Genomic DNA, 26228 nt, shown 5'->3' with positions numbered 1-26228 from the left:
CGCCCGTGCCCCCTGCTGCTCGGCTGCGCTCGTCACCTGTCGGCCCCTTTGTCGTCCCGCGGCTCGCCGACCCCCGGGGCGCACCCGGTCCGTGTCCGGGCAGCCGACCGTGCCCGGACTTCCGGTCCCGGGCACGCTCGGCGGCTCGCTACGGACACGCCCGCGACGGCTCTCGCACGGGCGCGGCGGCTCCCCAGCTCGTCGTCCTTCCCTCTGTTCTGCCCAGTGCCGGCGTCGCACTCACGTTTCCCCGGGGCGGGCCCGGTCGTTGAGTCCCACGTGAGGCATCCACAGAGGCGCGCACGGCGCGCGGGGGCCGCGTTGGCCGCGGCACTGACATGGGCGGCGCTGCTGGCGGGCGCCGCCGGCTGCTCCTCGGACGACACCGGCGGGCTCGGCATCGACCACGTCCTCGGAGGCGCGCCCCCGGCCCCCGAGGACGTCATCCGCATCACCCCGGACGACGGCACCAAGGCCGTACGCCCGGCCGAACGGCTGACAGTGCGGGTGCCCAGCGGCCGCCTGGAATCCGTCAGCGTCGTCAAGTCCCAGGACGCCCAGGACTCCCCGGTCCCCGGGCACATCGCCGCGGACGGCACGACCTGGCGGCCCGACGACCCCAAACTGGCGCTCGCCGCCAAGTACACGGTCGACGCGGTCGCCCTGGACGGCCGCGGCCGCCGCTCGGCCCGCCACACCACCTTCACCACGCTGGTCCCCGACGAACGCTTCATCGGGTACGTCACCCCCGAGAACCGTGCCACCGTCGGCACCGGGATGATCGTCTCCCTCGCCTTCAGCCGGGACATCGAGAACCGGGCCGCCGTCGAGCGCGCCGTCCAGGTCACCGCCAGGCCCGCGGTCGAGATCCGTCCGCACTGGTTCGGCAGGAACCGTCTCGACTTCCGCCCCGAGCACTACTGGCAGCCCGGCACGGTCGTCACCGTCGGCCTCGAACTCCGTGACGTCGAAGGGGCCCGTGGGGTCTACGGCCTCCAGCACAAGACGTTCACCTTCACCGTCGGCCGCAGCCAGGTCTCCCTCGTCGACGCGTCCCAGCACACGATGGAGGTCCGCCGCGACGGCGACCTGCTCGCCACCGTCCCGATCACCGCGGGCGCGCCGGCCCACACCACCTACAACGGGAAGATGGTGGTGATGGAGATGCACGAGGTGACCCGCATGAACAGCCGCACGGTCGGCTTCGGCGGCGAGTACGACATCCCCGACGTCCCGCATGCCCTCAAACTCACCGACTCCGGCACCTTCCTGCACGGCAACTACTGGGCGCCGGACGCCCCCGGACGCGTCAATGTCAGTCACGGCTGCGTGGGCCTGCGCGATGTGAAGGGCGGCAGCTCGGACACGCCCGCGGGCTGGTTCTACGACCGCTCCCTGATCGGGGACGTCGTCGAAGTCGTCCACAGCAACGACAAAACGGTCGCTCCCGACAATGGCCTCGGAGGGTGGAACATGCGGTGGAAGGAGTGGAAGGCGGGCGGCGCGGTCAAGTAACCGGGAGGGGAACGGTTCGGGGCCGGGCGCAAGCCGCCGTGCGAGGCGACAGAAGTTGCGACGCAACGGTGACATTCGCCCAACACCAAGCTCAAAACCGTCCGGTTACTATGCGCCAATGCGCGGGCGGAACGCGCTGGGGTGGGCCTGACCAGGCCCTGGGAGGGGAGAACGACTTTGAACGTACGGCCGATATCGGGGGCGGCGGTCCAGGCTCGGAGGAAGGGTCTGGCCGTCGCGGCCGGTGTTCTGCTCATGGCAGTCACCGCGTGCGGGGGCGGCGGCTCCACCGACAAGGGGAGCGGGGACGGCAAGGCGAAGGACTCCACGACGCAGGCGAGCAAGCAGTCCGTCGCCACCGTCAGCATCAGTCCCAAGTCCGGGGCGACCGGCGTGGACACCAGCGGGGCGCTCAAGGTCAGCGCGGCCAAGGGCAAACTGACCGAGGTGGAGGTCAAGGACTCCAAGGGCAACAAGGTCGACGGCGCGATCGCGGCGGGCGGCGCCAGCTGGACGCCGGCCGGCCACCTCGCCAACTCCACGAAGTACACGGTGCACGCGGTCGCGAAGGACACCGAGGGGCGTGAGTCGGCGGAGGACTCCACGTTCACCACGCTCACCCCGAAGAACACGTTCACCGGCTACTTCACGCCGGAGGACGGCTCGACGGTGGGCGTCGGGATGCCGTTCTCCATACGTTTCACCCGGGGCATCACCGACCCGGCCGCCGTGGAGAAGGCGATCACCGTCAAGACCGAGCCGGCGGTCGACGTCCAGGGCCACTGGTTCGGCAACGACCGCCTCGACTTCCGCCCCGAGAACTACTGGAAGTCCGGCACGAAGGTCTCCGTCACCCTCGACCTCAACGGCGTCGAGGGCCGCGACGGGGTGTACGGGCAGCAGGCCAAGACCGTGAAGTTCACGATCGGCCGCAACCAGGTGTCCGTCGTCGACGCCAAGAAGCACACGATGAAGGTCATGCAGGACGGCAAGGTCGTGAAGACCCTCGCCGTCACGACCGGCAAGCCCGGCTACGACACGTGGAACGGCCAGATGGTCATCAGCGAGAAGCTGCGGGTGACCCGGATGAACGGCGAGACGGTCGGCTACGGCGGCGAGTACGACATCAAGGACGTGCCGGACGCGATGCGGCTGACCACCTCCGGCACGTTCATCCACGGCAACTACTGGGGTGGGGACGCCTTCGGCAACTACAACGCCAGTCACGGGTGCGTGGGACTGCGCGACATCCGGGGTGGGGGTGACCGGGGGGTGCCGGCCGCCTGGTTCTTCGACCACTCGATCATCGGTGATGTGGTGACGGTCAAGAACTCGAACGACGAGACCGTGTCTCCCGACAACGGCCTCAACGGCTGGAACATGTCCTGGAAGCAGTGGACGGCGTAGTTCGTCGGCCGCGGGGCGGTGGGGGCTGGTCGAGCCCACGCGGCGGAGCCGCGTATCGATCCGGCCCCGCGCCCCTGGAACAGGGACAGTGAACGCCCGCTAACCTGCGGGACATGACTGTAACCCTCGAAGTCGCCGAAGGTGTCGGCACTCTGCGTCTGGACCGGCCCCCGATGAACGCCCTGGACGTCGCCACCCAGGACCGGCTCAAGGAACTGGCGGAAGAGGCCACCCGCCGCGAGGACGTTCGCGCCGTGGTCATCTACGGCGGCGAGAAGGTCTTCGCGGCCGGGGCCGACATCAAGGAGATGCAGAACATGGACCACGCGGCCATGATTCTGCGCTCCCGGGATCTCCAGGACTCCTTCACCGCCGTCGCCCGGATTCCCAAGCCGGTCGTGGCCGCCGTCACCGGGTATGCCCTGGGCGGCGGTTGCGAGCTCGCTCTCTGTGCCGACTACCGGATCGCCGCCGACAACGCCAAGCTCGGTCAGCCGGAGATTCTGCTCGGGCTCATCCCGGGGGCCGGCGGTACGCAGCGGCTGCCCCGTCTGGTCGGGCCCTCCAAGGCCAAGGACCTGATCTTCACGGGCCGTATGGTCAAGGCGGACGAAGCCCTCGCCATCGGTCTGGTCGACCGGGTCGTACCCGCCGCCGACGTCTACACCGAGGCGCACGCCTGGGCGGCCCGGCTCGCCCAGGGGCCCGCGATCGCGCTCCGGGCGGCCAAGGAGGCGATCGACACCGGCGTCGAGACCGACCTGGAGACGGGGCTCGCCGTCGAACGGAACTGGTTCGCAGGGCTGTTCGCGACCGAGGACCGTGAGCGCGGTATGCGGAGCTTCGTGGAGGAGGGGCCGGGCAAGGCGAAGTTCCTGTGATCTTCGCCTGGTGGTGAAAGCCCCGAACCACTTGCAATTGACGTGATGTCTGATTCCCGGGTCCCTCGATGGGGCGGTTTATGGGAGCCTTAAGGCACCCTTAAGTCTGCCTTTCGAGGGGAGTCTGTCGATTGCCCGGAGATGGGACGTCGCCGCAGGTCGGGCAGGCCGTCGAGGCTTCCGGAATGCCGCCGGCATATGCCGTTCGGCCGGTGCCGGGCGGGAGCTTCGCGGGGGCGTATTCCTCCGGAACGGCCCCGGAGGGCGCGCCGGGCGGCCATGATGGGGGCATGGCGGGGCTGGAGGGCATCGAACAGCCGCGGGGACACAGCCGTGCGACCGCGGCGCGGTGGTCGCCTGCGGTCGAGGACGAGCGGGCGCTCAAGGCGATCGAGCTCTTCGGCAACCCGACGGAAGCCGAGGTTCCGCTGCCGTCCCGCCCCGAGTCCGCGGCGACCGCCCGCCGCCTCGCCCAGGTCGTCGTCCTGCGTCAGTGGCGGCTCAGCCCCAAGATGACGGAGGACGCGGTCTTACTCGTCTCCGAACTCGTGGGCAACGCCGTACGACACACCGGCGCCCGCGTGTTCGGGCTGCGGATGCGCCGCCGCCCGGGATGGATCCGGGTGGAGGTACGGGACCCCTCGCGGGGGCTGCCGTGTCTGATGCCGGTTCAGGAGCTGGACATCAGCGGGCGGGGCCTGTTCCTGGTGGACAAGCTGTCGGACCGGTGGGGCGTCGATTTGCTGCCGCGAGGGAAGACGACATGGTTCGAGATGCGGGTGGCCGATCGCTGAGGGGCTCGCCTGACTAGTCCCCTATCAGGTCAATCACCAATTTTTCTGTCCAACCCCCCTTAAATGGGACGGGTGACCACCTCCAACCGACGCGACGTCCTCCGCGCGGGCGCCGGCCTCATCGCCGGAGGCACACTCGCCACCGGTTGCGGCACCACCGGTACCGACGCACCGCCCCCGCACCCTGCCGCCCACCTCGCCTCGATCACCCCCGCCTCGGCCGCGCCCGCCGCCGCGCCCCGCGCCTTCCCCGGACAGCCGCTCCAGATCACGCACGGCCCCCGCACGAGCGCCTCCGTCGCGCTCACCTTCCACGGCCAGGGCGACCCCGCCCTCGCCACCCGGCTCCTCACCACCGCCGAGAAACACGGCGCCCGCCTCACGGTCCTCGCCGTGGGCAGCTGGCTCGACGCGTATCCCGCCATGGCCCGCCGCATCCTCGACGGCGGCCACGACCTCGGCAACCACACCCAGCGGCACATCTCCGTCAACGCCATGGCCGAGGCCGGCGCCCGCGCGGAGATCACCGACTGCGCGGACCGCCTCAGACGGCTCACCGGGTCGATCGGCAGCTGGTTCCGCCCCTCCAGGGCGCCCACCGCCGTACCGCTCGTCGCCCGGCTCGCCACCGAGGCCGGCTACCCGCACGTGCTGTCCTACGACGTCGATTCGCTCGACTACACCCGGCCCGGCGCGGCCGCCATCACCCGCAAGGTGCTCGCGGAGGTCACGGCCGGCTCGGTGGTGAGCATGCACTTCGGGTATCCGGACACCGCCGCCGCCCTCCCCGCCGTACTCCAAGAACTCGACCGCCGCGGACTGCGCGCGGTCACCACCACGGAGCTGCTGAGCTGATGCGAACCACGAAAGCCGCCCGGCTGCCCGCCGTCCTCGCTGCCCTCGCCGCCCTGGCGCTGCTGTCCGCGTGCGGCGGCGGATCCGACCCCGGGACCCCGGCCGCCCACAGCACGGCTCCCGCGCAGCCGCAGGCGAAGAAGGCGGAGCCGGTCGTCGACGTGCTGCCGGGCATGCCCCCGGTCCTCGACCCGACCGACGTGTACGCCGCCGACCGCCCCGGCCACCTCTCGCCCGTCGTCAAGGACTACCCGTCCCGGATCTACGTCCCCAACACCAACTCCGACACCGTCACCGTCATCGACCCGAAGACCTACACGGTGACCGAGACCATCCGGGTCGGCCGGCAGCCCCAGCATGTCGTGCCGTCCTGGGACCTGAAGACCCTGTGGGTCAACAACGACCTGGGCAACAGCCTCACCCCCATCGACCCGCGGACCGGCCGGGCCGGCCGGCCGGTCGCCGTGCACGACCCGTACAACCTGTACTTCACGCCCAACGGCAGGTACGCGATCGTGATGGCCTCCGCGGACCGGCAGCTGGTGTTCCGGGACGCGCACACCATGAAGACCGTCAAGACCGTCCCGGTCAGCTGCTACGGCGTCAACCACGCCGACTTCTCCCTGGACGGCCGGTACTTCATCGTCTCCTGCGAGTTCAGCGGGGAGGTGCTCAAGGTGGACACCGAGCGGATGGAGGTGCTCCGGCAGGAGAAACTGCCGTTCCACGGCGCCATGCCGCAGGACGTCAAGGTCTCGCCCGACGGCAAGCTGTTCTACATCGCCGACATGATGGCCGACGGGCTGTGGATCCTGGACGGCGACCACTTCACCAAGCCCGCCTTCCTGGCCACCGGAAAGGGCGCCCACGGGCTGTACGTCAGCCGTGACTCCCGCGAGATGTACGTCTCCAACCGGGGCGAGGGCACCATCTCCGTCTTCGACTTCGCCCAGAACCGGCTGACGAAGAAGTGGCGGCTGCCGGGCGGCGGCAGCCCGGACATGGGCGGGGTGTCGGCGGACGGCAAGGTCCTGTGGCTGTCCGGCCGGTACAACTCCGAGGTGTACGCCATCGACACCCGCACCGGCACCGAACTGGCCCGCATCCACGTCGGCAGCGGCCCGCACGGCCTCGCCGTCTATCCCCAGCCGGGCCGCTACTCCCTCGGCCACACCGGCATCTTCCGCTGACGGCTGACGGCTGACGGCTGACGGCTGACGGCTGACGGCTGACGGCTGACGGCTGACGGCTGACGGCCGACGGCCGACCGTCGACGGCTGAGCGCTGACGGCTGAGCGCTGACGGCTGACCGTCGACGGCTGTCGGCCGGCCGGCAGGGGCCGGTGGGGCTCACGTCCTGAGGAGGAGTGCCTCGGCGCCGACCGGTAGGTAGCCGGCCGCCAGGAACGCCCGTACGCTGCGGGCGTTCCCGGGGGCGACCTGTGCCCAGAGGGGCTCCTCGGCCAGCTGCCGGGCGGCGGTCACCAGGGCTCGGCCCAGCCCCCGCCGCCGTACCCCCTCGTCCACCTCCACCGAGACCTCGAGGCGGCCCGCCACCCCCCGGCCCAGGACGACCACCGCGCCCTCCGCCGCCCAGGCGCGCACCTCGTCACGGCGGGAGCGGGCGTAGGTGACCCGGGAGTGGTCGGGACCGGTGAGTTCGGTCAGCGGGAGGTCCGGACGGCCCGGCAGCGGGTCGGCGACCAGCAGCGTGTCGATGGTCTCCTGCTCGCGGCCCGTGCGGTCCATCAGGGAGACCAGGAAACGCGCGTTCATGGTCGCGCACAGCGGATCGCAGGGGGTCGCGCGCAGGGTGTCGTACACCCACTGCGGGTCCTCGTCGGTGAAGACGACCGAGTGCGCGGTGAAGGAGAGCACCCCCGCGTCCCGGGCGGACGGCTGCGGGACGACGGTCGTACGGCCGTCGGGGGGCGGGAAGACACCGCGGGCCGCCGCGTCGAGAATGTCCCGCAAGGTCTCCATGGCCGCGCCCGCTCCTTGAGTCTCCACCCACTGGAAGGCCCACACTCGCAGACGTGATCGACAACAGCACAGGACTTCTCACCATCGGCGAGCTGGCGCGCGCCACCGGGCTGACCGTGCGCACCATCCGCTACTGGTCCGACGAGGGCGTGCTCACGCCGGTAGGCCGCTCGGCGGGCGGCTACCGGCTGTACGACGCCGAGTCCTTCGCCCGGCTGGAGCTGATCCGCACCCTGCGCGAACTGGGCCTCGGCCTGGCCCATGTGCGTGCGGTGCTCTCCGGCGAGCAGACCGTGGCGGAGGTCGCGGCGGCGCACGTGGCGGCGCTGGACGCGCAGATCCTCCCCCAGAGGGGGGACCCCCAGCTGAAGGTGACCCGGGCGGTGCTGTCGACGGTGGCGCGACGCGGTTCGACTGCGGAGGAGACGACCCTGATGAACAAACTGGCCCGGCTGTCGGCGGCCGAGCGGCGGCGGATCCTGGAGGAGTTCGTCGAGGAGACGCTGCACGGGCTCGACACCGTCGATCCGGAGATCCGCAAGCGGATGCTCGCCACGGTGGCGGAGCTGCCGGAGGACCCGACGCCCGAGCAGGTCGACGCGTGGGTGGAGCTGGCCGAGATGGTCCAGGACCCGGACTTCCGGGCCCAGATGCGCAGGGCGACCGAGTTCAACGCGGCCGACCGGGGGCCCGATGTGCCCGCCGGGGCCTCCCTGTGGTTCATGAAACGGCTCATCGACCGGGTGGGCGAGGCGCGTCGGCGGGGCATCGCGCCCGAGGCGCCGGAGGCCGACGAGGTGCTGCGCGGGCTGCTGGGCGACGCCGACCCGGCCGCCGTGCTGAAACGGCTGGAGACCGCCTTCGACGACCGGCTCGCCCGCTACCGCGAACTGCTCTGCGTGCTGAAGGGACAGCCCCTCACCGTCTACGCGGAGGAGTTCGCGTGGACGGCCGCGGCGCTGCGGGCTCGCGTGGACCGTTAATCTGACCTGCGACAGTACGCCGACACGGCACAGGTATGACGAACAAAAGGGGCGGATCGGTGGCGGACATCGAAGAAGCGCGCACTCACTTCCAGCGGATCGATGCGGACGGGGACGGTTTCATCACCGCCGCCGAGTTCAAGTCCGCCCTCGCACAGGGCGGCGACTGGAACGTCACCGAGACGGTCGCCCAGGCGATCATCAACAGCCGCGACCTGAACGGCGACAAGGTCCTGTCGTTCGACGAGTTCTGGGCCCACCTGAGCAAGTAGGCGCCAGGCGCGAAGAGCGCGGGGGGCCCGGAACCCGGGCCCCCTTTTCTCATGCCCGGGAGCCGGTCCGCGCGCCTCGGGACTCGACGCGGACGGTCCGGCGGCCGCCGGGCCCTGACGCCGCGGTCGGGACGGACGGATCCCGTTCGCGGGCTAGGCGGTGGGCCGGGTGGAGTCGGCGGATGCGGTGGATCCGTTCGCGGGTCGGCCGGCGGACCTGCGGTACCGGCCCGGCGCTACGCCGTACTCCCGCTTGAAGGCCTTGGCGAAGGCGAACTCCGAGGTGTAGCCGGTGCGTTCGGCCACCTGCCGGAGCGGGAGAGTGTCCTCGCGCAACAGGCGGCCCGCCGTGGTCATCCGCCACCAGGTCAGATAGGCCGACGGCGGTTCACCCACCAGAGCGGTGAAGCGGCGTGCGAAGGCCGCGCGGGAGAGGCCGCCCCGTGCGCCCAGCTCCGCGACCGTCCAGGGGCGCGCCGGCTCGCCGTGGATGGCGCGCAGCGCCGCCGAGACCGCGGGGTCGGCCAGCGCGGCGGACCAGCCCCGGTTCTGGCCGGCGCCTCGCTCCCGCTGCCACCAGGCCCGCAGGATGTAGAGCAGCAGGGTGTCGAGCAGTGAGGTGACGATCGCGTCCGCGCCCGGCTGCGGGTCCTCCAGTTCCATACCGAGCAGTTCCACCGCGGCCCGCAGCGAGCGGTGGGTGCCCACCTGGGCGGGCAGGTGGACCACCTCCGGCAGTTCTGACAGCAGCCGGTGGGAGCGGGAGCGGTCCAGCCGGTAGGCACCGCAGAGCAGGACCGTGTCCGGTTCCGACTCCCGGGCCGGGCGCGGTGGTTCGGGCCAGCGGCCGTCCGGGCCGGGCCGCACGTCCTCCAGCGGGGCGTCCGGCCCGCTGGCCAGCGCGTGCCCGTGGCCGTGGGCCAGGAACACCACGTCCCCCGGTCCCACCGCCACCGGCCGGCCCGTCGCCGGGAGGAGCCAGGCCGACCCGCGCAGCACCACATGGAAACCGGCGCCCTCCGAGGCCGCGAACCGCATCCCCCAGGGCGCGTGCTTGTCCCGGCGGGAGGAGTGCGGCCGTCCGGTGCGCATCGCGGCGACCGCGTCGCTCAGTACGTCCATGCCCGAACGGTAGCCGTAGTGACGCCGGACGAGACGGACGGACAGGAAAGCGAGTCGGCAGGACATGGCTCGTCTCGTGGGTGCCGCCTAGCGTCGATCACATGACAGACACCGCACGTACCGTGCTCTTCCACGAACTCGGCGGACCCGACGTCCTGACCGTCGAGGACGTACCCGTCCCGGACCCCGGCCCCGGTCAGGTCGCCGTACGCGTTGAGGCGTTGGGCCTCAACCGCGCGGAGGCCCTGTTCCGGGCGGGGGCTTACTACTACCAGCCGTCCCTGCCCGCCTCCCGGCTCGGTTACGAGGCCTCCGGGGTCGTCGAAGCGGTCGGCGAGGGCGTCACCGAACTCGCCGTCGGCGACCCGGTGACGACCGGTCCCGGCATCGAGATGAGCGCGCAGGGCGTCTACGCGGAACGGGTGGTGCTGCCCGCGGCCTCGGTCGTACCGCGCCCCGCCACCGTGGACGCGGTGACCGGCGCCGCGGCCTGGCTGACGTACACGACGGCGTACGGCGGACTGCTGGAGACCGGGGGGCTGCGGCCCGGCGACCACGTACTGATCACCGGGGCGTCCAGCGGGGTCGGCACCGCCGCGATCCAGGTCGCCCGCCGCATCGGCGCGACTCCGATCGCCACCACCCGCACCGAGGCCAAGCGGAAGCGGCTGCTGGAACTGGGCGCGGCCGAGGTGATCGTCACGGCGGAGTCGACGCCGGAGGCCGTTGCCGAGGAGGTCAGGCGGCTCACCGGCGGCAGGGGAGCGGAGGTGATGTTCGACGCGATCGGCGGGCCCGGCTTCCGTCCGCTGGCGGAGGGACTGGCGCCGGGCGGCTCCATGGTGGTCTACGGCTGGCTGGACCGGCGGCCCGCCGAGATCCCCTGGAACTGGCCCTTCACCATCCACACGTACGCCAACCAGACCCTCACCTCCACCCCGGAGGGCCGTCGCCGCTCCACCGCCTTCCTCAACGCGGGCCTGGCCGACGGCGGCTTCCGCCCGGTCGTCGGTGAGGTGCTGGACGGCCTGGACCGCATCCGGGACGCGCACCGCCTGATGGAGTCCAACGCCCACCTGGGCAAGATCGTCGTACGGCTCTGAGGGCCGGAGCCGGCGCTCACCCGGTCGGCGCAGCGTCGGAACAGGTCAGGCACGTCCGCGGTTGATGTCCCGCAGCAGTGTGTGTACGCAGGTGCATCGACTCTCGAAAGGCGTGTCATGAAGATCGGCATCATCGGCGCGGGCAACATCGGCGGCAACCTCACCCGACGGCTCACCGCCCTCGGTCACGACGTGTCCGTGGCGAACTCGCGTGGCCCCGAGACGCTCCGCGAACTGGCCGAGGAGACGGGAGCGACGGCCGTACCGGCCGAGGAGGCCGCGCGCGGCGCCGAGGTCGTGGTCGTCACGGTCCCGGTGAAGGCGGTCCCGAACCTGCCGGCGGGCCTGCTGGACGGCGCGGCGGCGAACGTCGCCGTGATCGACACCGGCAACTACTACCCGCGGGAGCGGGACGGCCGTATCGACGAGATCGAGGACGGGGGCATCACGGAGAGCCGCTGGACCGAGCGGCAGATCGGGCACCCCGTGATCAAGGCCTTCAACGGCACCTACGCCCAGGACATCCTGGACCGGCACCGCCCCGCCGGCGACCCCGGCCGGCAGGCCGTCCCGGTCTCCGGCGACGACGAGGCGGCCAAGCGGGTCGTCCGCGCCCTGATCGACGAACTCGGCTTCGACACGGTCGACAACGGCGGCATCGACGACTCCTGGCGCCAGCAGCCGGGCACCCCGGTGTACGGCCTGCGGGCCGGCGCCGAGGGCGTACGGAAGGCCCTGGCGGAGGCGTCTCCGGAACGGCCGGAGGGTTTCCGGGGATAGAGCGACGGGACGGCGGAGGGGTTCCGGGGGATAGAGGTTCTATCCAGAACACGGCACACCGTCCCGGGGCCGGTCACCGTACCGGCCCCGGTACGGTGCCAGCCCGACTCCCGTCCCCCGGCCGCGCTCAACCCCCCTTCTTCGCCCAGGAGGTGAGGGCCGCCTTGCTGGCGAAGTCCGCCACGTTCTTGTCGTGCGGGTCGCTGGTGTACTGGTGGAAACGCCACTTCGCCTTGATGCGAGGGTGCCCGGCGCTGACGTAGTCGGCGATCCAGAGGCCGTCGCCGGCGAACGAGGTGCTGTCGACGTTCAGCCAGAAGTTGCGGTTCGTGTACAGCACGACCCGGTGACTGGGCCGCAGTTCCTGCACTGATCGGATGAAACGATCCTTCTCGGCGTTGCTCGCATGGGTGCCGTCACCGGTGGTCTCCCAGTCGACGGCGAGGATCTCGCCCGCCTTCTCGGGGGCGTGCTTGACGAAGTACTCGGCCTGGGCGGTGAGGTTGCCGGGCCAGAGGAAGTGGTAGTAGCCGACGACCAGTCCGGCGTCGCGGCCGGTCTTGGTCTGGGCGGCGAGCTTGGGATTGACGTACGAACGCCCCTCCGTCGCCTTGATGAAGACGAAGGAGAGGCCGTCCGTGTCGTAGGCGGTGGACTGGTACGCGCTCACGTCGATTCCGTGCAGCATGTGGGGGAACTCCCTGGGTGCCGGTGGGGGGGAGACCGGAGTGGGGGGGCGGGAATTGCAAGTGTGCATTCCGTATTCCCCGGATCGGCACCGGCGATCCGCGCGGGCGCGTGATTTGTCAGCTCCGGGCGGCCACCTCGCCGAGCACGGACGCCGACTTGGTCGACCAGTCCGAGGTGATGATGCTGGCGTGGTCGGCCGCGAGCAGCGCGAGCCGTGCCGCGACCTCGGCGTCCGTCGGGCTGGTCGAGGAGATCGCCGGTGAGACGCTGGAGGCGTCCGTCATGATCAGGATGTAGTGGTTCGTGGAGTAGAACGACGTGTCGTAGCCGTTGTTGACGTAGGTCGCGGCGTCGCCGTCGAAGAACACGAACCAGGGCCGGATGCCGGCGTCGTACCGGCTGGTGCGCGGGTCCCCGTTCTCGGCGCCCAGCACGGCCGGGAAGGCCTGGGCCGCGGAGATCTGCCCGGCGGCGTACAGGTCCCGGAGATGGTCGCCGTACTCCTCGTCGGTCCAGTAGTGGTCGAACGGGTTGGCCTGCTCCACCGTGCCCGGGATCAGCTCGAAGATGAACTTGCCCTTGAGCGCGTCCCGGGTGGGCCAGGCGTTCGCCTTCGCGGCCGCGTCGAGCGTGGAGTAGGAGGAGCCGAGCAGGTCGGCGGGCTTGTACACGCTGCTGCCCAGCTTCTGCGAGACGAGCGTGTCGAATTCGTCGGGACCGAGGCCCACGTTGTTGTTGAACCCGACCTTCAGCTCGACCTTGACGACGACGGGCGCGTGGTCCGGGTGCAGCTGTTCCCAGGCGGCCATGTTGTCGAGGCAGCTGCCCAGATCCTGGTTCCGGTTCTGGCTGTACAACTCGCTGGGTTTGTCGGCGTGTTCGCAGTTGTTGTCGTTGCCGAGCGGGTTGCTGTGGCTGACCCGCCACCGCTTGGTGAGGCTGTCCGCGTACACGTCCAGCTCCAGCAGGGAGGCCCCGGAGTCCAAGGCCTGCGCCCAGTAGGTGTACTTGTCCTTCTCGTACGCGTTGTGCGTACCGATGGTGGTGGTTCCGGAGAACTTCGTCGCACCCGTGTCCGCGTGCGCGGTGCCGGGCACCACCAGGAACATCGCCCCGGCGGCGACGACCGCCCCCAGCCGTCTGAGAACCCGCATGACCCAACTCCCTCGGTTTGATGGTGAGTTGGCGGAAGCGTAGAAGCAGGGGGTTACTGCGCGGTAGTCCCAGGGGGAACGCGGGTGGGCCGATGCCCCTTGCGTACTGCTCGCCGAGTTCGGGGACGGCGGGCGATGAACTTATGGGAGACCGCCACCGGCAGTGACCTCACCAGGGAAGGGAAGGCGTTCGAAGCCCACGCCGAGACGCTGCCGGCCGACCACCGGGCGGCGTGGGAACAGATGGGGCGGTGCCGCCTCCTTGGTGCCGGAAGGGCTGCACGGCCGAGAGGCTTCATGACCGAGGGAGGTCGTGGCGGGAGCCCGACGGGACACGGCCTGTCGGGCTCCCGCGCACACTTCTGGTCAGGCGAACTTCACCCGGGCCACGGGGGCGAGCCGCCCCTCGTGGAGCAGCACCCGGCAGCGGAACCGCTGGATCTTGCCGCTGGGTGTCTTCGGCAGCACACCGCGCGGCAGGAACAGACACTCCGCGAGGGCGACCCCGGCCTTCTCCATGGCCAGGGCCGCCGCCGCCTCGGCGATGGGCCGGTAGTCACGCGGGTTGCCCTGCGGCTCCACCATCAGGACCAGCCGGGACATCCCCGAATCGCCGGTGTCGACGACGGCCACACACCCTTTGCGCACGTTCCTCAGGCTGTCGATCGCCGACTCGATCTCGGAGGCATAGACCTTCCGGCCGCCCACCGACAGCATGTCGTCGGCGCGGCCCAGGACGTACAGTTCGTCGTCCTGGACGAAGCCCAGGTCGCCGGTCTGCAGCCAGCCGTCCTTGAACCGGACGGCCGTGCGCTCCGGGTCGGCGTGGTAGCCGTTCGCCAGGCTCGGCGACGCCACCTGGATCTCCGCGATCCGACCGCCCGACCCGGCCCGCACGGCGACCCCGGGCAATGCGGGGCCGTTGGAGACGAGCCGGGTGGACCTCGGGTGGTCCGGCGCGACCTCGATCACCGAGCCCTCGACGAGCGCGGGCCCGTCGAAGGCGAGCGCCTTGGGTGCCTGCGCCCAGGGCTTGCCGGTCACCGCGAGCGTCGCCTCGGCCATGCCGTACGCCGGCTGGAAAGCGGAGTCGCTCAGGCCGAACGGCCGGAACTTCTCCGTCGCCGTGACGAGTGTGTTCCAGTCGACACGCTCCGCGCCGATCACGGCGGCCCGCAGCTTCAGCTCCTTCGGCAGGGTGCCCCGCCCCTGCGCCCGCGCCGCGAGATACACAGCCGTGCTGGTGCCGGCCGTCATCGTCGCCTCGTACTCCGACATGTCGCGGAACCAGGTGCGCGGTGCCATCCCGAACCGGTCGGGCGAGGACAGCACGAAGTCGAAGTCGTACGCCCACGAGTACAGCAGACAGCCGAACATGCCCATGTCGTGCGAGAGGGGCAGCCATGAGGCCACGGTGTCCGCGCCCGGCCGGCCGCCCGTCAGATGCAGGATGATCTGCAACTGCTGCTCGATGGCACGGGTGGTGAGCGCACACCCCTTGGGCATGCTGGTGGAGCCGGACGAGTACTGGATGAACGCCAGGTCGTCCCGTCCCGGCGGGCTCGGCTCGATGTGCCCCGGGCCGCGCAGGGCCGACCAGCCGCGGATCGGCAGATGCCCGCTGAGCTTCTCCGGGACCATGCCGGTCAGCCAGTCGTCGACGAGCAGGAGCGTCGGATCCAGCCGTGCGGAAAGGGCGAGGAGCTGCTCACCGTACGCTTCCTGGCTCTGCCCGCGGGTCGGGAGCGGAAGCGAGGCCACCGCGCCCCCCGCCAGCCAGACGGCGAGCAGCCCGCGGACGGTGTCGGGGGTGTTGGTGAGGATGGCGGCGACCCGGGTGCCCGGCCCCACACCGAGGGTGCGCAGGCCGGCGGCCATCCCGTGCGCGTCCTTGACGACCTCGCGCCACGGAGTGTGGTCGAACTCGTCGCCGTTCCACTCGTGCAGTACGCCGTGCGAGGCGCCGTTGGTCAGAGCGTTGAAGAACTCCACGTACGTTTCCCCGTCTCTTGTGTCTCTCGTTCCCCGGGTCTCCCGTCGGCCTACTCGACGTCCACGAGGGAGGCGTCGGAGTCGCGGGGGCGTTCGGCCATCGGGGCGAGGGACTGCTGCGACTCCAGGAGCTCCTTACGGTCCGACGACGACGCGCTGACCCGGCTGATATTGGCCTCGCGCATGGTCATGCGCTCGGGGTCGATACGGACGACCTTCCAGGCCAGATGGGTCTTCTCCAGGGACCAGATGAGCACCGCAGAGAGGTCGATCTCGTACCACTTCATGCCGTGCCGGGCGGAGCGGGGGAAGGCGTGGTGGTTGTTGTGCCAGGCCTCCCCGAACGAGGGGATCGACAGCCAGGCCACGTTGCGCGACTGGTCGGTGGTCTCGAAGCGGCGGCGCCCGAAGACATGCCCGACGGAGTTGACGGCGTAGGTCATGTGGTTGATGAGGAAGATACGGACCAGGCCACCCCAGAGCATGCCCGTCAGCCCGGCCCGCACCGACCCACCGGTGATCGCGTAGGCGATGACGCCGGGCAGGACCACACTGGAGGCGGTGACCAGGAGCAGGTGCTCGCTCAGCCAGCGCAGGGGCTTCTCGCGGACCAGGTCGGGGCAGTAGCGCATCGGGTCGGAGCTGAGGTTGACGTCGAAGAGCCATCCCAGGTGGGCGTGCCACAGCCCGGCCATGGTGCCCTTGAAGCCGGGTTCGAAGTCCAGGTGCGGGGAGTGCGGGTCGCCCTCCTTGTCGGCGACGCGGTGGTGCTTGCGGTGGTGGGCGGCCCAGATCAGCGGCGGCCCCTGCCCGGCCATCACACCGGCGGTGGCGAGGGCGACGCGGATGGGCTTGTAGGTCTCGAACGAGCGGTGGGTCAGCATGCGGTGGTATCCGGCGGAGATCCCGAAGCCGGAGATGGCGTACATGATGACCAGGACGACGACGTCCGACCAGCCGAAGATCTCGTTCCACAGCAGTGCCATGGAGCCGAAGACCGCGAGGAGCGGGATCAACGACGCCCAGAGTATGAACCAGCGATGCTTCCTGCCGTCCATGTGCTTCTCACTTCCGGGAGTTGACTGTCTGGCTGTTGCTGGTGGTACCGGCGCCCCTGGCCTTGCGGAACAGGGGCAGGAACGCCACGCGCAGCACGGGAAGGAGCAGCGCGCGGGGGGTGTGGCGGCCCGCGAGGTACTGGGCCTTGGCGACGGGGCCGGGGACCACGACGCGGCGCCCCTGGGCGAGCCCGCGCAGGCCCGCCTCGGCGACGCGCTGGGGTGTGAGCCAGGCGAGGAACCGGTGTTTCTGCAGGCCCGATATGCCGCCCACCGCGTAGAAGTTGGTGCGCACGGGGCCGGGGGAGAGGAGCGTGCAGTGCACGCCGGTGCCGCGCAGTTCGTCGTGGAGCGACTCGGCGAAGGTGTTGGTGAACGCCTTGGTCGCCGAGTAGGTGGCCGCCGTCGGCACGGGCTGGTAGCCCGCGGTCGACCCGGTGATCAGGATGCCGCCGTGGCGTCGGGCCAGCATGCCGGGGAGCAGGGCCTGGGTGAGGGCGTGCACCGAGACGACGTTGACCTGGACCTCGGCGGTCTCCCGCGCGGGGTCGTTCTCGCTGAACGGACCGCAGGTGGGAAACCCCGCGTTGGCGCAGAGCACCGACACCGGCTTGTCCGCGAGTTCCCTGGCCAGCTCGTCGCGTGCGGCGGGGTCGGCCAGGTCGCAGGTTCTGACGTGCACGGTCACCCGGTGCCTGTCCCGCAGCTCCTTGGCGAGCAGTTCCAGGGCCTGGGTGGTGCGCGCGGTCAGCCACAGGCCGTATCCGCGTGCGGCCAGGCCCCGGGCGAGGTGTTCGCCGATGCCGGAGGAGGCACCGGTGACGACCGCCCACTTCGGGGCGCTCACGGGTGGGTCCCCGGGGAGCCGAGGTGCGTGGCGAGCCGGCCGGCCGCCGCGCGGCCCGTCCGCGCGCAGGCCTCGATGGACACACCCTGGATGTAGTCGCCCGCGAGCTCCAGGCCCGCGATGTCCGTGACGCTCCGGCGGACCTCCGCCAGGAACTCGGCGTGGTAGGGGAGATAGCCGCTGTAGGCGGCCTTCCAGTGCCTGACCAGGAGGTTGACGCGCGCGGCGCGCGGCGCGCCCAGGTACTTCACCAGGCGCTCCTCGGTCTCCCCCGTGAGCCGGTCGATGTTCTCGGGGCTGAGGTCGGTGAGCCTGCCCTCGCGGCCGCTGTAGGTGTAGCGGACGATGTGGCGCTCCTCCTGGCCGTACGAACCGGCGTTGCTGCACGGGCCGTCGTCCATCGCGAGCGCGCGCACGTCGTGCGTGAAGATGTCCCGGTCGTACTCGACGAGAATCACGGTCGACGGGAAGTAGTTCACGTCGTCGAGGCGGCGGGCGAGCGCGGGCCGGGCCGAGCGGACGATCTCGGCGGTGGCGTAGGCGGGGGTGGCGAGCACCACGCCGTCGTAGTCGCTGGACTTCGCCTCGGCGCCCTCCGTGGAGATCCGCAGGCCCGTGACCCTGCCGTCGCGGATCTCCAGGCCTTCGACGGTCGAGTCGAGCCGTACCGGCACGCGCTTGGCGAACGCCTCCAGGACGGGCTGGATACCGCCCGACAGCTGGTCGTAGTGGTCCATCAGCATGGCGAGGTTGGTGCCGAAGGTGCCGGGGTATACCTCGTCGGGCTCGGCTCCGTTGTTGCGGATCACCATGGGCCGCACCAGCGTGTCCGTCATCTCGGGACCGAAGAACTCGCTGAGCGGGGCGTGGTCGTGCCTGCGTGAGACGCCGCTGAAGTAGCGCGAGCCGAGGAAGCGGTTGCGCCGGTCGGCGCGGATGCGGGCCGCCATGCCCGCCATCCGCGCGAAGTCCCGGGACGAGCCCATGCGCCGGATGTTCTTCAAGGTCTGTCCGCGGCGCTCGCTGTCGAGCGTGAGCACCTGGCCGTCCTTGATGCGGGACGCGTTGTACCCGAAGCTGTCGTACGCGTCCGAACCGAGCTCCGAGGTGAACCAACGGAAGGTGTGGTACTGGCGGCCGATGTTCTTGCCGCCCGTCATGACCTGCCGGTCGCCCAGCTTGTCGAGGCCGAAGCGGCCGCCCAACGTGCTCTCGGCCTCGATCACTTCGACGTCGTGGCCGAGCAGGTCCAGGCGGAGCGCGGCGGTGAGTCCCGCGATGCCGCCGCCCACCACCGCCACCCGTCGCCGTGTGTGTTCGAATGACATGGATCAGCCTCCATGGACTGGTGCGGTCGGACGGGGATGCGGGCCCGTGTGGGGCAGCAGCTCGATACGACCCTCGACGACCGTCTTGCCGAACTGCAGCAGCCGCACCGCCACCGGCAGGCGACCGTCGGCGCCGGGCGTCTGGACCTCCGCCTCGTGGACGAGGTCCGCCTCGAACTCGGCGAAGTCCAGGAAGGCCGCCTCGCAGCCGACGGCCAGGGCGTGCGGGGACGCCATGGCCCCGCTGCGGCAGGCCGCGGCGACGGCCGCCTGGCGCAGGCCCTCGGCCATCAGGGGGCCCGGTATGTGGTCGTACTCGTGGTCGAAGAACGCGGGGTGCCGCCGGTCGGCGGCGAGGAGATAGCGGATCCTGCCGTCGTCGGACTCCGGGTGCTCCCGGTCCGCGGAACCGATGACGACGTTGCGGGGCACCTCCCGGCCGACCTGGCCGGGCGAGAGCCGGTGCGCCGGTGTCAACCGGGCGGTGTCCACCGGCTTCTGAGCCCGCTGGAAGGCGCGGAAGACGTCGTAGTCCTCCTGCGACATGAAGGCGAGGACCGCGGTGAGCGTCATCGCCCGGCGGCCGCCGATCTCCATGACGCCTTCGAGGGTCATGCCCACCACGTCGGAGCCCTTGCCCTGCCGTTCGGCGACGCGGTAGTGCAGATAGCCCTGAAGAGCGGAGGTTCCGTCGTCCGCGTACGCCTGCGGGTCTTCGACCCGCAGCGCGATCCGCTGGAGGCTGAAGGGCAGCCCCACCGGCACGCCCATATGGCGGTGCAGCAGCACGAAGATCGACTGACGCGCGGCCTCGGCGGACGCGAACGGGTCGTGGTGGGAGGGATGCCGATCGGCCCACAGGCTGTGCGCGCGGGGGATCTGGAAGGACAGATGGAAATCGTCCTCCGAGCCCTGTGCGGAGTCGGCGACGAAGACCTCGCCGATCTGCCTGCGGTGCGCGAGCGAGCGCGGCACGGTCTGCTCGAAACCCAGCCGGACACCGGGCGGCGGCAGCGAGCCGGGGGCGGTCGGATGCGGGAGGGTGTTGGTCATCTGCTCGGCTCCGGTTCCAGGGGGTCCTGTTGAACGGGGTGCGGCTCGGGGCCGCTCTGGTAGACGGGCCTGCGCATCGCGCTCCGGCGGCTGATCTCCGTACCGGCGAGCCTGACCAGCTCGTCGACCGCGGCCCGGCGCCGGCCCCGGCCGCTCAGCACGGCTCTGCCGGTGGCGCCGAGTACCCGCCCCGGAGTGAGGACCTCCATGACGGAGGCGCGGTGACTCAGCAGGTCCAGTACGCCGTCGACCTTGCCCTTGGCGTGCAGTGCACGGACGACCCGGGGAACGACGCCCGCGATGGGGCCCGCGACGCCGAGGTCCGCGGCCAGTCCGTAGTACTCGGCGTAGGTGCGGTCCCGCCACGTGCCGAACTCGGCGGTGGCGCGGTCGAGCCGGGCCGTGTCGGGCAGCGCCGCCACGATCGCGGGCGCGAGCCGCTCCGCCTGGTGGAAGGCGTCCCCGATGCCGCGCCCGCCCGCCGGGTCCTTGAAGTGCCCGGCGTCCCCGAGCAGCACCCAGCCCGGACCCGCCGTCTCGCGGAAGTACCCGAAGAAGCGGCGGATGCCGTAGATCTTGTCGGCGCGGGTGGCGCTCGCGAGCGCCTTGGCGATGGGCGCGCAGCGCATGGCGTGGGCGTGCACGGAGCCTTCGAGGTCGGCGCGGAAGGACTCCCGTTCGTGCCGCTGGGGGGACACGCCCACGATGTAGAGGCCGTTGTCGGCGGGGCCGCCGAGCAGGTGCCGGTCGCCCCAGCGGTGGAAGACGAAGGTGGGGCGCTCACCGAGGTCCGCGCCTTCGAAGTACGTCCAGTAGTAGCTGCGTTCACCGGGGCTGACGTGGTACATCCGGGAATCGCAGGCCTCGGCGACCTTGGAGGTCCGGCCGTCGGCGCCTACGACGAGCCGGGCGCGCAGAACGGTCTCGGTGCCCCCGGACACGGCCACGACCCCCGCGACCCGGCCCCCCTCACGGACGACCCCGGTGACCTTGGTGCCCAGGCGTACCTCGGCGCCCGAGGCGCCGGCCGCACCGACCAGCACGGGGTCGAGGACCTCCCGGCGGATGCATGCCGCGCCGCCGACGTCGCCGTCCCGCAGCGGGAAGGCGGTCAGACAGCGGAACTCCTCCAGGCGCATGTCGACATGGCTCATCGGGGTGACCCCGCGGGCCCGCAACTCGGGCCACACGCCGAGGCGGTCGAGGAATGCCAGCGAATCGGCCTGCAGGATGTTGGAGGACAGGGTCGAGCGGATGCGCGTCGCCTGGTCGAGCACGGCCACCCGCAGGCCACGGCGGGCGAGGAGCGTGCCGAGGGTGGATCCGGCGCAGCGCGCGCCGACGATGACGACGTCGAAGTCCTCGGTGCGGATGTCCCCGGTGCCGCCGCTCACGACGCGCCGGTCCAGCGCACGGCGGCCGCGGCCGCGAAGTCACCCGCGTGCGCGAACCCGGACATCACGACGAGGTCGCCGTCGCGCAGTTCGCCGGCGCGCGCGGCCTGGTCGAGGGTGACGGGCACGGCGGCGCCGTAGAGGTTGCCGAAGCGGTCGAAGGTGTCGAAGTGACGCTCCTTGTCGAGCCGCAGGGCCTGTCGCCAGTTCCTCAGGAAGATCCGGTTCGGCTGGTTGGTGACGAGGACGTCGATGTCGGACGGCTCCTCGCCGAGCTCCGAGCAGAGCTCCCGGACGAGTTCGGGCACCAGCGAGTTGCCGCGGTTCAGGACCTCCTTCTGCTTCTCGCTGTCGAACCAGATGTCCGTCTGCCCGGTGCCCGGCTCCCAGTACTTGCGCCCGTCCGGAGCCGACAGCCCCAGGTCGACCGAGTACTCGGGGGTGCTGCGCTTGACGACGCCGAGGATCGGGGAACCGCCGCCCGCCTCCAGGTAGGCCACGCCACAGCCGTCGCCCGGCACCGCCGCGTGGGCGTGCTTGCGCACCTCGGACTGGGCGAACATCTGCCCGGCGGTGTTCTGCACGTTGGCGATCAGAGCGGTCCGGGCGGAGCCGTCGGCCATGATCTTCTGAGCCAGCTGCATCATGTACATGAACGAGGCACAGCCGCCGTTGTGCAGGTCCACGATCCACTCGGGGTCGATGCCGAGCTCGTGCGCGGCCTGGGCGCCGATGCCCATGAACGGCTCGTCCGGAAGCAGGACGTTGGTGAGGAACACATCGGCCTGGGGCTTCCTGCCGAGCCGGTCGAACAGGGGGGCGGCCGCCTTCGCGATCATGTCGGAGGCGCGCTCGTCCGGAGCGACGTGGTGCCGGGTCGCGGGCACCTTGAACAGCGGGGCGTTGGCGAGTATGTCCACCGGGGCGTCCGGGTCGTGGAAGAACTCGGGCCCCACGACGGTCTCGGGCAGATAGCTTCCGAAGTCGACTATGCCGACGGGCTGCATGACGGTTCCTTTCGAAGCCAGTCCTCGACCGTCCGCGCGGTGTCGACGGCGTGTTCCTCGAGGAGCGAGAAGTGATCGCCGGGGACCGGCGTGACGACGTCCGCCGCGCGCCACAGCCGCCAGCTCCCGCTCCCGGGTGCGTCGGGGCCGCGCTCGGCGGTGAGCAGCAGGGCCGGGGCGACGAGCGGGTCGGCGGACCAGTCGTCGAAGAGACGCAGATAGCCGCCCATGGCCAGGACGCCCGCTTCGTCGATGTCGGCCGGTGCCTGGTCCCTGGCGAGGATGTGTCCCATCGCCCAGCCGAACACCTCGTTCTGCCGGTCGGGTTCGGGCTCGTAGGTGTCGATCAGGACGACACCCGCGACCCTGTCCCCGGCACGCTCCAGGCTCGCCGCGGCGGCGTGCGCGAGGGCTCCGCCGATGGAGTGCCCGGCGAGCAGGACCGGGGCGCCGGCCGCTGCCTCGCGGGCCGCGGCGGCCAGGCTGTCGACCGCCGCGCGCCAGGACCCCGGTACGAGGGGTGAGGCGGCGCCGAAGCCGGGCAGGGTGAGCGCCGACATGCGCAGGCGGTGCCGGAAGCCCGCGGCGAACCGCGCGAACTGGTGCGGGCCCGATCCGGCCAGGAAGGACGGCACACAGACCACGGCGGGCTCGGCGGGTCCGTCGGAGACGAGAACGGGCCTGACCGGTGCGGTGAGCCGGTCGGGGGAGGAGAAGGAGGGCAGCGCGGCGGCGGCCCGCCGCAACCAGGGGACGGCGGCGGGGAGTTCGCCCCGGGCGTGGGCGGATCTGAGAAGGTCGGTGCACGGGCCAGGACTCGGAGGGACGGGGGCGGGTGCGGTGTCCTTCGGCCGAGGTGCGGTCTGTGCGATCAGCGGCCGCAGATGATCCGCGATCGCCCCCGGAGTCGGATGGTCCACCAAGAGCGTCGCCGGGAGGTCCAGCCCGGTGGCCGTGGACAGGCGCCGCTGCAGCCGGACCGCGCCGAGCGAATCGACGCCGAGTTCCAGGAGGGTCCGGTCCGCGTCCACGGCCGTGGTGCCGTCGAGCCCGAGGACGAGGGCGGTCTGGGCCAGGACCAGGTCGAGGACGTCCGGTGCCGAGGGAGTGGGTTCCTCCGGAGTCCTGTCCCGGGGGGCCGCGCCGGTGTCCACGGGCTGCGGGGCAGGTACGGTCTGCGGTACGTCGATCCAGTGGCGGCGCGGCTGGAAGGCGTACGTGGGAAGGCTCACCCGGCGCTCCGCAGCCGGCGGGAAGAGGGCCGCCAGGTCGCCGCCCGCCCCATGGGTGTGCAGCTCGGCGAGCGCGGTCAGGAGAGTGACGGGCTCCGGCCCGCCGCCGCCGAGGGCCGAGGCGAGGACGGCGGCCGACGGGGCGTCCAGGCACTCGCGCGCCATGCCGGTGAGCACCCCGGCCGGGCCGAGCTCCAGGAAGGCGGTCACGCCCGCCTTCTCCAGCGCACGCGTGCCGTCGTGGAACCGGACCGGGCGCTCGGCGTGGCGCACCCAGTAGCCGGGGGTGGTCAGCGCGGCCCGGTCGGCGAGGGCGCCGGTGACGTTGGAGACGATCGGGATGCGCGGAGCCCGGTACGTCAGGCCGCCCGCGACCTCGGCGAGCCGGCCGAGCGCGGGCCGCATCAGGGGCGAGTGGAAGGCGTGGCTCACGCGCAGTCGGCGGGTGCGCCGGCCCCGCTCCCGCCAGGGGAGTTCCCAGTCGGCGAGGGCGTCCACGGCTCCGGACACCACCACGGAGCGCGGCCCGTTGACGGCGGCCACCGCCATCTGCTCGTGCCCCGCCAGGCTCGCGCGGACCTCGTCCTCCGACGCCTGCACGGCGATCATCGCGCCCCCCTCCGGCAGCGCCTGCATCAGCGCGCCGCGGGCGGCGACCAGGGCGCTCGCGTCCGCGAGGGAGAGAACCCCGGCGACATGGGCCGCGGACAGCTCGCCGACCGAATGGCCCATCAGGAAATCGGGGGTGAACCCCCAGGACTCGACGAGTCGGTAGAGGGCGACCTCCAGGGCGAAGAGGGCCGGCTGGGTGTAGCCGGTGCTGTGCAGGAGCTCCGCCTCCGGGGTGCCCTCGGTGGCGAACATCACCTCCCGCAGGGGCCGCTCCAGAAGACGGTCGAGTTCGGCGCATGCCGCGTCGAGCGCGTCCGCGAACACCGGGTGGACGGCCGCGAGTTCCCGTCCTGCTCCGGCACGCTGGGAGCCCTGCCCGGAGAAGAGGACGGCGGTCCTGGGCTCGCGGGCCGCCACGCCCTGGACGACGTTGCCGGGCAGTTCGCCCGCGCCGAACGCCGCGAGACCGGCGAGGAGTTCGTCCCGCCCGGCGCCGATGACGGCCGCCCGGTGCTCGAAGCGGGCCCGGGTACGGGCGAGGGCGGCGCCGACCTCGGTGGGCGTGACGTCCGGGCGGGTGGTGCCGGCGGGGGTGGTGCCGGCGGGGGCGGTGTCGGCGGTGTCGGCCTGGGAAGTGTCGGCGTGGGCGGTGCCGGCGGGTGCGGTGAGGTGGGTGCTGAGGCGGCGGGCCTGGTCGCGCAGCGCGGCGGGAGTCCTGGCGGAGAGCACCCACGGGACGGCGGGGAGAGCGGCCGGCTCCCCCTCGTCCGCGTCGTGCTGGTCGTCAGGAGCTTCCTCGACGACGACATGGGCGTTGGTGCCGCTGATGCCGAAGGAGGAGATGCCGGCGCGCCGGACGCGCTCCCCACGCGGCCAGGGCATGGCCTCCGTCAGCAGGGAGATGCCGCCGGACCAGTCGGCCCTCGGCGTGGGCCGGTCGACATGCAGGGTCCGGGGGAGTCTCTCGTGGCGCAGGGCCTGGACCATCTTGATGAGGCCGCCGACACCGGCGGCCGCCTGGCTGTGCCCCAGGTTGGACTTCAACGAGCCGAGACGCAGGGGATGCCGAGCTTCGCGCTCCCGGCCGTAGACGGCGTTCAGCGCGTCGATCTCGATGGGGTCGCCGAGTGTGGTGCCGGTGCCATGGCCCTCGACGGCGTCGACCTCGGCGGGAAGGACGCGCGCGGCGGCCAGTGCCTGGCTGATGACGTGCTGCTGGGAGGTGCCGTTGGGCGCGGTGAGACCGTTGCTCGCGCCGTCCTGGTTGACGGCCGAGCCCTTGATGACGGCGAGGACGCGATGGCCGTTGCGCCGGGCCTCGCCGAGCCGCTCCAGCAGGACGACACCGACACCCTCGCCCCAGCCGGTGCCGTCCGCCGCCTGCGCGAAGGAGCGGCATCGGCCGTCCGGCGAGAGGGCACGCTGCCTGCTGAACTCGGTGAACACACCGGGCGTGGACATCACCGTGACACCACCGGCCAGGGCGAGGGAGCACTCGCCCTGGCGCAGCGCCTGCGCCGCCAGATGCACACCGACCAGCGACGAGGAACACGCCGTGTCGATGGTGAGCGCCGGGCCCTCGAACCCCAGCACGTACGAGACACGCCCCGACAGCACGCTGCCCGCCGAGCCGATCCCCCAGTAGCCCTCCAGGTCGCTCGGGCCGGAGCGCGCGAGCTGGGCGTAGTCCTGCCCGGTCGTCCCCACGAACACGCCCGTACGGGAGCCGCGCAACGTGCCGGGGTCGATCCCCGCGTCCTCCAGGCACTCCCACACCGTCTGCAGAAGCAGCCGCTGCTGCGGATCCATGGCCTGTGCCTCGATGTGCCCGATGCCGAAGAACTCCGCGTCGAACTCCGTTGCCGAGTCCAGGAATCCGCCGAACCGGGTGTACGTGGTCCCGGGGTGGTCGGGGTCGTCGTCGAAGAGGTGGTCGAGGTCCCAGCCCCGGTCGTCGGGGAAGTCCCCGACGACGTCACGCTCCTGGGCCACGACGTCCCACAGCCGATCGGCGGACGTGACACCGCCCGGATAGTGGCAGGCCATGCCGACGACCGCGATCGGTTCGTTCGTGCGCTGTTCGGCCCGCCGCAGCTGCTCGCGGGTGCTCTGGAGTTCGGCGACCACCCGCTTGAGGTACTGGAGTGTCCTGTCGTCGTCCGTCAT

General features: G+C 71.5%; 22 protein-coding genes. 10 read left to right on the top strand and 12 right to left on the bottom strand.

What is annotated here, in order from left to right:
- The first annotated feature begins 279 nt into the window (after positions 1 to 279).
- The 6 genes from AB0N16_RS39455 (at position 280) to AB0N16_RS39430 (ending at position 6642) form a co-directional block, all read left to right on the top strand.
- Positions 280 to 1515: an Ig-like domain-containing protein gene (locus AB0N16_RS39455; protein WP_365805508.1), complete on the top strand. Its 1236-nt coding sequence runs from the start codon at positions 280 to 282 to the stop codon at positions 1513 to 1515.
- A gap of 255 nt (positions 1516 to 1770) precedes the next feature.
- Positions 1771 to 2922, top strand: coding sequence for an Ig-like domain-containing protein (locus AB0N16_RS39450; RefSeq protein ID WP_365805506.1), 1152 nt, complete (start codon positions 1771 to 1773; stop codon positions 2920 to 2922).
- Between the two features lie 113 nt (positions 2923 to 3035).
- Positions 3036 to 3803, top strand: a complete 768-nt coding sequence (locus AB0N16_RS39445) for an enoyl-CoA hydratase-related protein (RefSeq protein ID WP_360484459.1) — start codon at positions 3036 to 3038, stop codon at positions 3801 to 3803.
- A 290-nt stretch (positions 3804 to 4093) separates the two neighbouring features.
- Positions 4094 to 4597, top strand: a complete 504-nt coding sequence (locus AB0N16_RS39440; RefSeq protein WP_365805503.1) for an ATP-binding protein — start codon at positions 4094 to 4096, stop codon at positions 4595 to 4597.
- Positions 4598 to 4660: 63 nt separating this feature from the next.
- On the top strand, positions 4661 to 5452 hold the full coding sequence (locus AB0N16_RS39435; RefSeq protein WP_365805501.1) for a polysaccharide deacetylase family protein: 792 nt from the start codon (positions 4661 to 4663) through the stop codon (positions 5450 to 5452).
- The gene (locus AB0N16_RS39430; protein ID WP_365805499.1) at positions 5452 to 6642 is read left to right on the top strand and encodes a hypothetical protein; all 1191 of its coding nucleotides are present in this window, start codon (positions 5452 to 5454) and stop codon (positions 6640 to 6642) included. The genes AB0N16_RS39435 and AB0N16_RS39430 overlap by 1 nt, the downstream gene beginning before the upstream one ends.
- A gap of 160 nt (positions 6643 to 6802) precedes the next feature.
- Here AB0N16_RS39430 and AB0N16_RS39425 read toward each other — a convergent pair whose 3' ends face one another.
- The gene (locus AB0N16_RS39425; protein ID WP_365805497.1) at positions 6803 to 7435 is read right to left on the bottom strand and encodes a GNAT family N-acetyltransferase; all 633 of its coding nucleotides are present in this window, start codon (positions 7433 to 7435) and stop codon (positions 6803 to 6805) included.
- 53 nt (positions 7436 to 7488) lie between these two features.
- Between AB0N16_RS39425 and AB0N16_RS39420 the strand changes: the two genes are divergently transcribed.
- Positions 7489 to 8418: a MerR family transcriptional regulator gene (locus tag AB0N16_RS39420; RefSeq protein ID WP_365805495.1), complete on the top strand. Its 930-nt coding sequence runs from the start codon at positions 7489 to 7491 to the stop codon at positions 8416 to 8418.
- Positions 8419 to 8477: 59 nt separating this feature from the next.
- Positions 8478 to 8690 carry an EF-hand domain-containing protein gene (locus AB0N16_RS39415; protein WP_365805535.1) on the top strand — a complete coding sequence of 71 codons (213 nt, stop codon included), beginning with the start codon at positions 8478 to 8480 and terminating at the stop codon, positions 8688 to 8690.
- Positions 8691 to 8843: 153 nt separating this feature from the next.
- Here the strand turns inward: AB0N16_RS39415 and AB0N16_RS39410 are convergent, their stop codons facing one another.
- Positions 8844 to 9812 (bottom strand): AraC family transcriptional regulator, encoded by a 969-nt coding sequence (locus AB0N16_RS39410; RefSeq protein WP_365805493.1) that lies wholly within the window; start codon positions 9810 to 9812, stop codon positions 8844 to 8846.
- 101 nt (positions 9813 to 9913) lie between these two features.
- Here AB0N16_RS39410 and AB0N16_RS39405 point away from each other — a divergent pair, with 101 nt between their 5' ends.
- The gene (locus AB0N16_RS39405) at positions 9914 to 10915 is read left to right on the top strand and encodes a zinc-dependent alcohol dehydrogenase family protein (RefSeq protein ID WP_365805491.1); all 1002 of its coding nucleotides are present in this window, start codon (positions 9914 to 9916) and stop codon (positions 10913 to 10915) included.
- Between the two features lie 81 nt (positions 10916 to 10996).
- Complete coding sequence (locus AB0N16_RS39400) at positions 10997 to 11695, top strand: NAD(P)-binding domain-containing protein (protein WP_365805489.1); 699 nt, start codon at positions 10997 to 10999, stop codon at positions 11693 to 11695.
- A gap of 127 nt (positions 11696 to 11822) precedes the next feature.
- On the opposite strand, the gene AB0N16_RS39395 is transcribed toward AB0N16_RS39400, so the two are convergent.
- From AB0N16_RS39395 to AB0N16_RS39350, 10 genes are all read right to left on the bottom strand, one after another.
- Positions 11823 to 12383, bottom strand: a complete 561-nt coding sequence (locus AB0N16_RS39395; protein ID WP_365805487.1) for a glycoside hydrolase family 25 protein — start codon at positions 12381 to 12383, stop codon at positions 11823 to 11825.
- Between the two features lie 118 nt (positions 12384 to 12501).
- Complete coding sequence (locus tag AB0N16_RS39390) at positions 12502 to 13539, bottom strand: phosphatidylinositol-specific phospholipase C domain-containing protein (RefSeq protein ID WP_365805485.1); 1038 nt, start codon at positions 13537 to 13539, stop codon at positions 12502 to 12504.
- 366 nt (positions 13540 to 13905) lie between these two features.
- Positions 13906 to 15531: an AMP-binding protein gene (locus AB0N16_RS39385; protein WP_365805483.1), complete on the bottom strand. Its 1626-nt coding sequence runs from the start codon at positions 15529 to 15531 to the stop codon at positions 13906 to 13908.
- Positions 15532 to 15581: 50 nt separating this feature from the next.
- On the bottom strand, positions 15582 to 16589 hold the full coding sequence (locus AB0N16_RS39380) for an acyl-CoA desaturase (protein ID WP_365805481.1): 1008 nt from the start codon (positions 16587 to 16589) through the stop codon (positions 15582 to 15584).
- Between the two features lie 7 nt (positions 16590 to 16596).
- Entirely contained in the window at positions 16597 to 17436 is an 840-nt protein-coding gene (locus AB0N16_RS39375; RefSeq protein ID WP_365805479.1) for an SDR family oxidoreductase, read from the bottom strand.
- Entirely contained in the window at positions 17433 to 18764 is a 1332-nt protein-coding gene (locus AB0N16_RS39370) for an FAD-dependent oxidoreductase (RefSeq protein WP_365805477.1), read from the bottom strand. Before AB0N16_RS39370 ends, AB0N16_RS39375 begins: the two co-directional genes overlap by 4 nt.
- Before the next feature lie 3 nt (positions 18765 to 18767).
- On the bottom strand, positions 18768 to 19817 hold the full coding sequence (locus AB0N16_RS39365) for an AfsA-related hotdog domain-containing protein (RefSeq protein ID WP_365805475.1): 1050 nt from the start codon (positions 19815 to 19817) through the stop codon (positions 18768 to 18770).
- Positions 19814 to 21211, bottom strand: a complete 1398-nt coding sequence (locus AB0N16_RS39360) for an NAD(P)/FAD-dependent oxidoreductase (protein ID WP_365805473.1) — start codon at positions 21209 to 21211, stop codon at positions 19814 to 19816. Before AB0N16_RS39360 ends, AB0N16_RS39365 begins: the two co-directional genes overlap by 4 nt.
- Entirely contained in the window at positions 21208 to 22218 is a 1011-nt protein-coding gene (locus tag AB0N16_RS39355; RefSeq protein ID WP_365805471.1) for a 3-oxoacyl-[acyl-carrier-protein] synthase III C-terminal domain-containing protein, read from the bottom strand. The genes AB0N16_RS39360 and AB0N16_RS39355 overlap by 4 nt, the downstream gene beginning before the upstream one ends.
- Positions 22200 to 26228 carry an alpha/beta fold hydrolase gene (locus AB0N16_RS39350; RefSeq protein ID WP_365805469.1) on the bottom strand — a complete coding sequence of 1343 codons (4029 nt, stop codon included), beginning with the start codon at positions 26226 to 26228 and terminating at the stop codon, positions 22200 to 22202. The genes AB0N16_RS39355 and AB0N16_RS39350 overlap by 19 nt, the downstream gene beginning before the upstream one ends.

The sequence above is a fragment of the Streptomyces sp. NPDC051105 genome, from assembly GCF_040682795.1.
Classification (GTDB): Bacteria; Actinomycetota; Actinomycetes; order Streptomycetales; family Streptomycetaceae; genus Streptomyces.
The sequence above is the reverse complement of the archived record's forward strand: the minus strand, read 5'-3'. Positions and strand labels throughout refer to the sequence as shown.

Coding starts and splice junctions, on each gene's coding strand:
- AB0N16_RS39450 (WP_365805506.1), top strand. CDS start 1,771: ATGGCAGTCACCGCGTGCGGGGGCGGCGGCTCCACCGACAAGGGGAGC.
- AB0N16_RS39445 (WP_360484459.1), top strand. CDS start 3,036: ATGACTGTAACCCTCGAAGTCGCCGAAGGTGTCGGCACTCTGCGTCTG.
- AB0N16_RS39440 (WP_365805503.1), top strand. CDS start 4,094: ATGGCGGGGCTGGAGGGCATCGAACAGCCGCGGGGACACAGCCGTGCG.
- AB0N16_RS39435 (WP_365805501.1), top strand. CDS start 4,661: ATGGGACGGGTGACCACCTCCAACCGACGCGACGTCCTCCGCGCGGGC.
- AB0N16_RS39430 (WP_365805499.1), top strand. CDS start 5,452: ATGCGAACCACGAAAGCCGCCCGGCTGCCCGCCGTCCTCGCTGCCCTC.
- AB0N16_RS39425 (WP_365805497.1), bottom strand. CDS start 7,435: ATGGAGACCTTGCGGGACATTCTCGACGCGGCGGCCCGCGGTGTCTTC.
- AB0N16_RS39410 (WP_365805493.1), bottom strand. CDS start 9,812: ATGGACGTACTGAGCGACGCGGTCGCCGCGATGCGCACCGGACGGCCG.
- AB0N16_RS39405 (WP_365805491.1), top strand. CDS start 9,914: ATGACAGACACCGCACGTACCGTGCTCTTCCACGAACTCGGCGGACCC.
- AB0N16_RS39395 (WP_365805487.1), bottom strand. CDS start 12,383: ATGCTGCACGGAATCGACGTGAGCGCGTACCAGTCCACCGCCTACGAC.
- AB0N16_RS39390 (WP_365805485.1), bottom strand. CDS start 13,539: ATGCGGGTTCTCAGACGGCTGGGGGCGGTCGTCGCCGCCGGGGCGATG.
- AB0N16_RS39380 (WP_365805481.1), bottom strand. CDS start 16,589: ATGGACGGCAGGAAGCATCGCTGGTTCATACTCTGGGCGTCGTTGATC.
- AB0N16_RS39370 (WP_365805477.1), bottom strand. CDS start 18,764: ATGTCATTCGAACACACACGGCGACGGGTGGCGGTGGTGGGCGGCGGC.
- AB0N16_RS39365 (WP_365805475.1), bottom strand. CDS start 19,817: ATGACCAACACCCTCCCGCATCCGACCGCCCCCGGCTCGCTGCCGCCG.
- AB0N16_RS39355 (WP_365805471.1), bottom strand. CDS start 22,218: ATGCAGCCCGTCGGCATAGTCGACTTCGGAAGCTATCTGCCCGAGACC.
- AB0N16_RS39350 (WP_365805469.1), bottom strand. CDS start 26,228: ATGACGGACGACGACAGGACACTCCAGTACCTCAAGCGGGTGGTCGCC.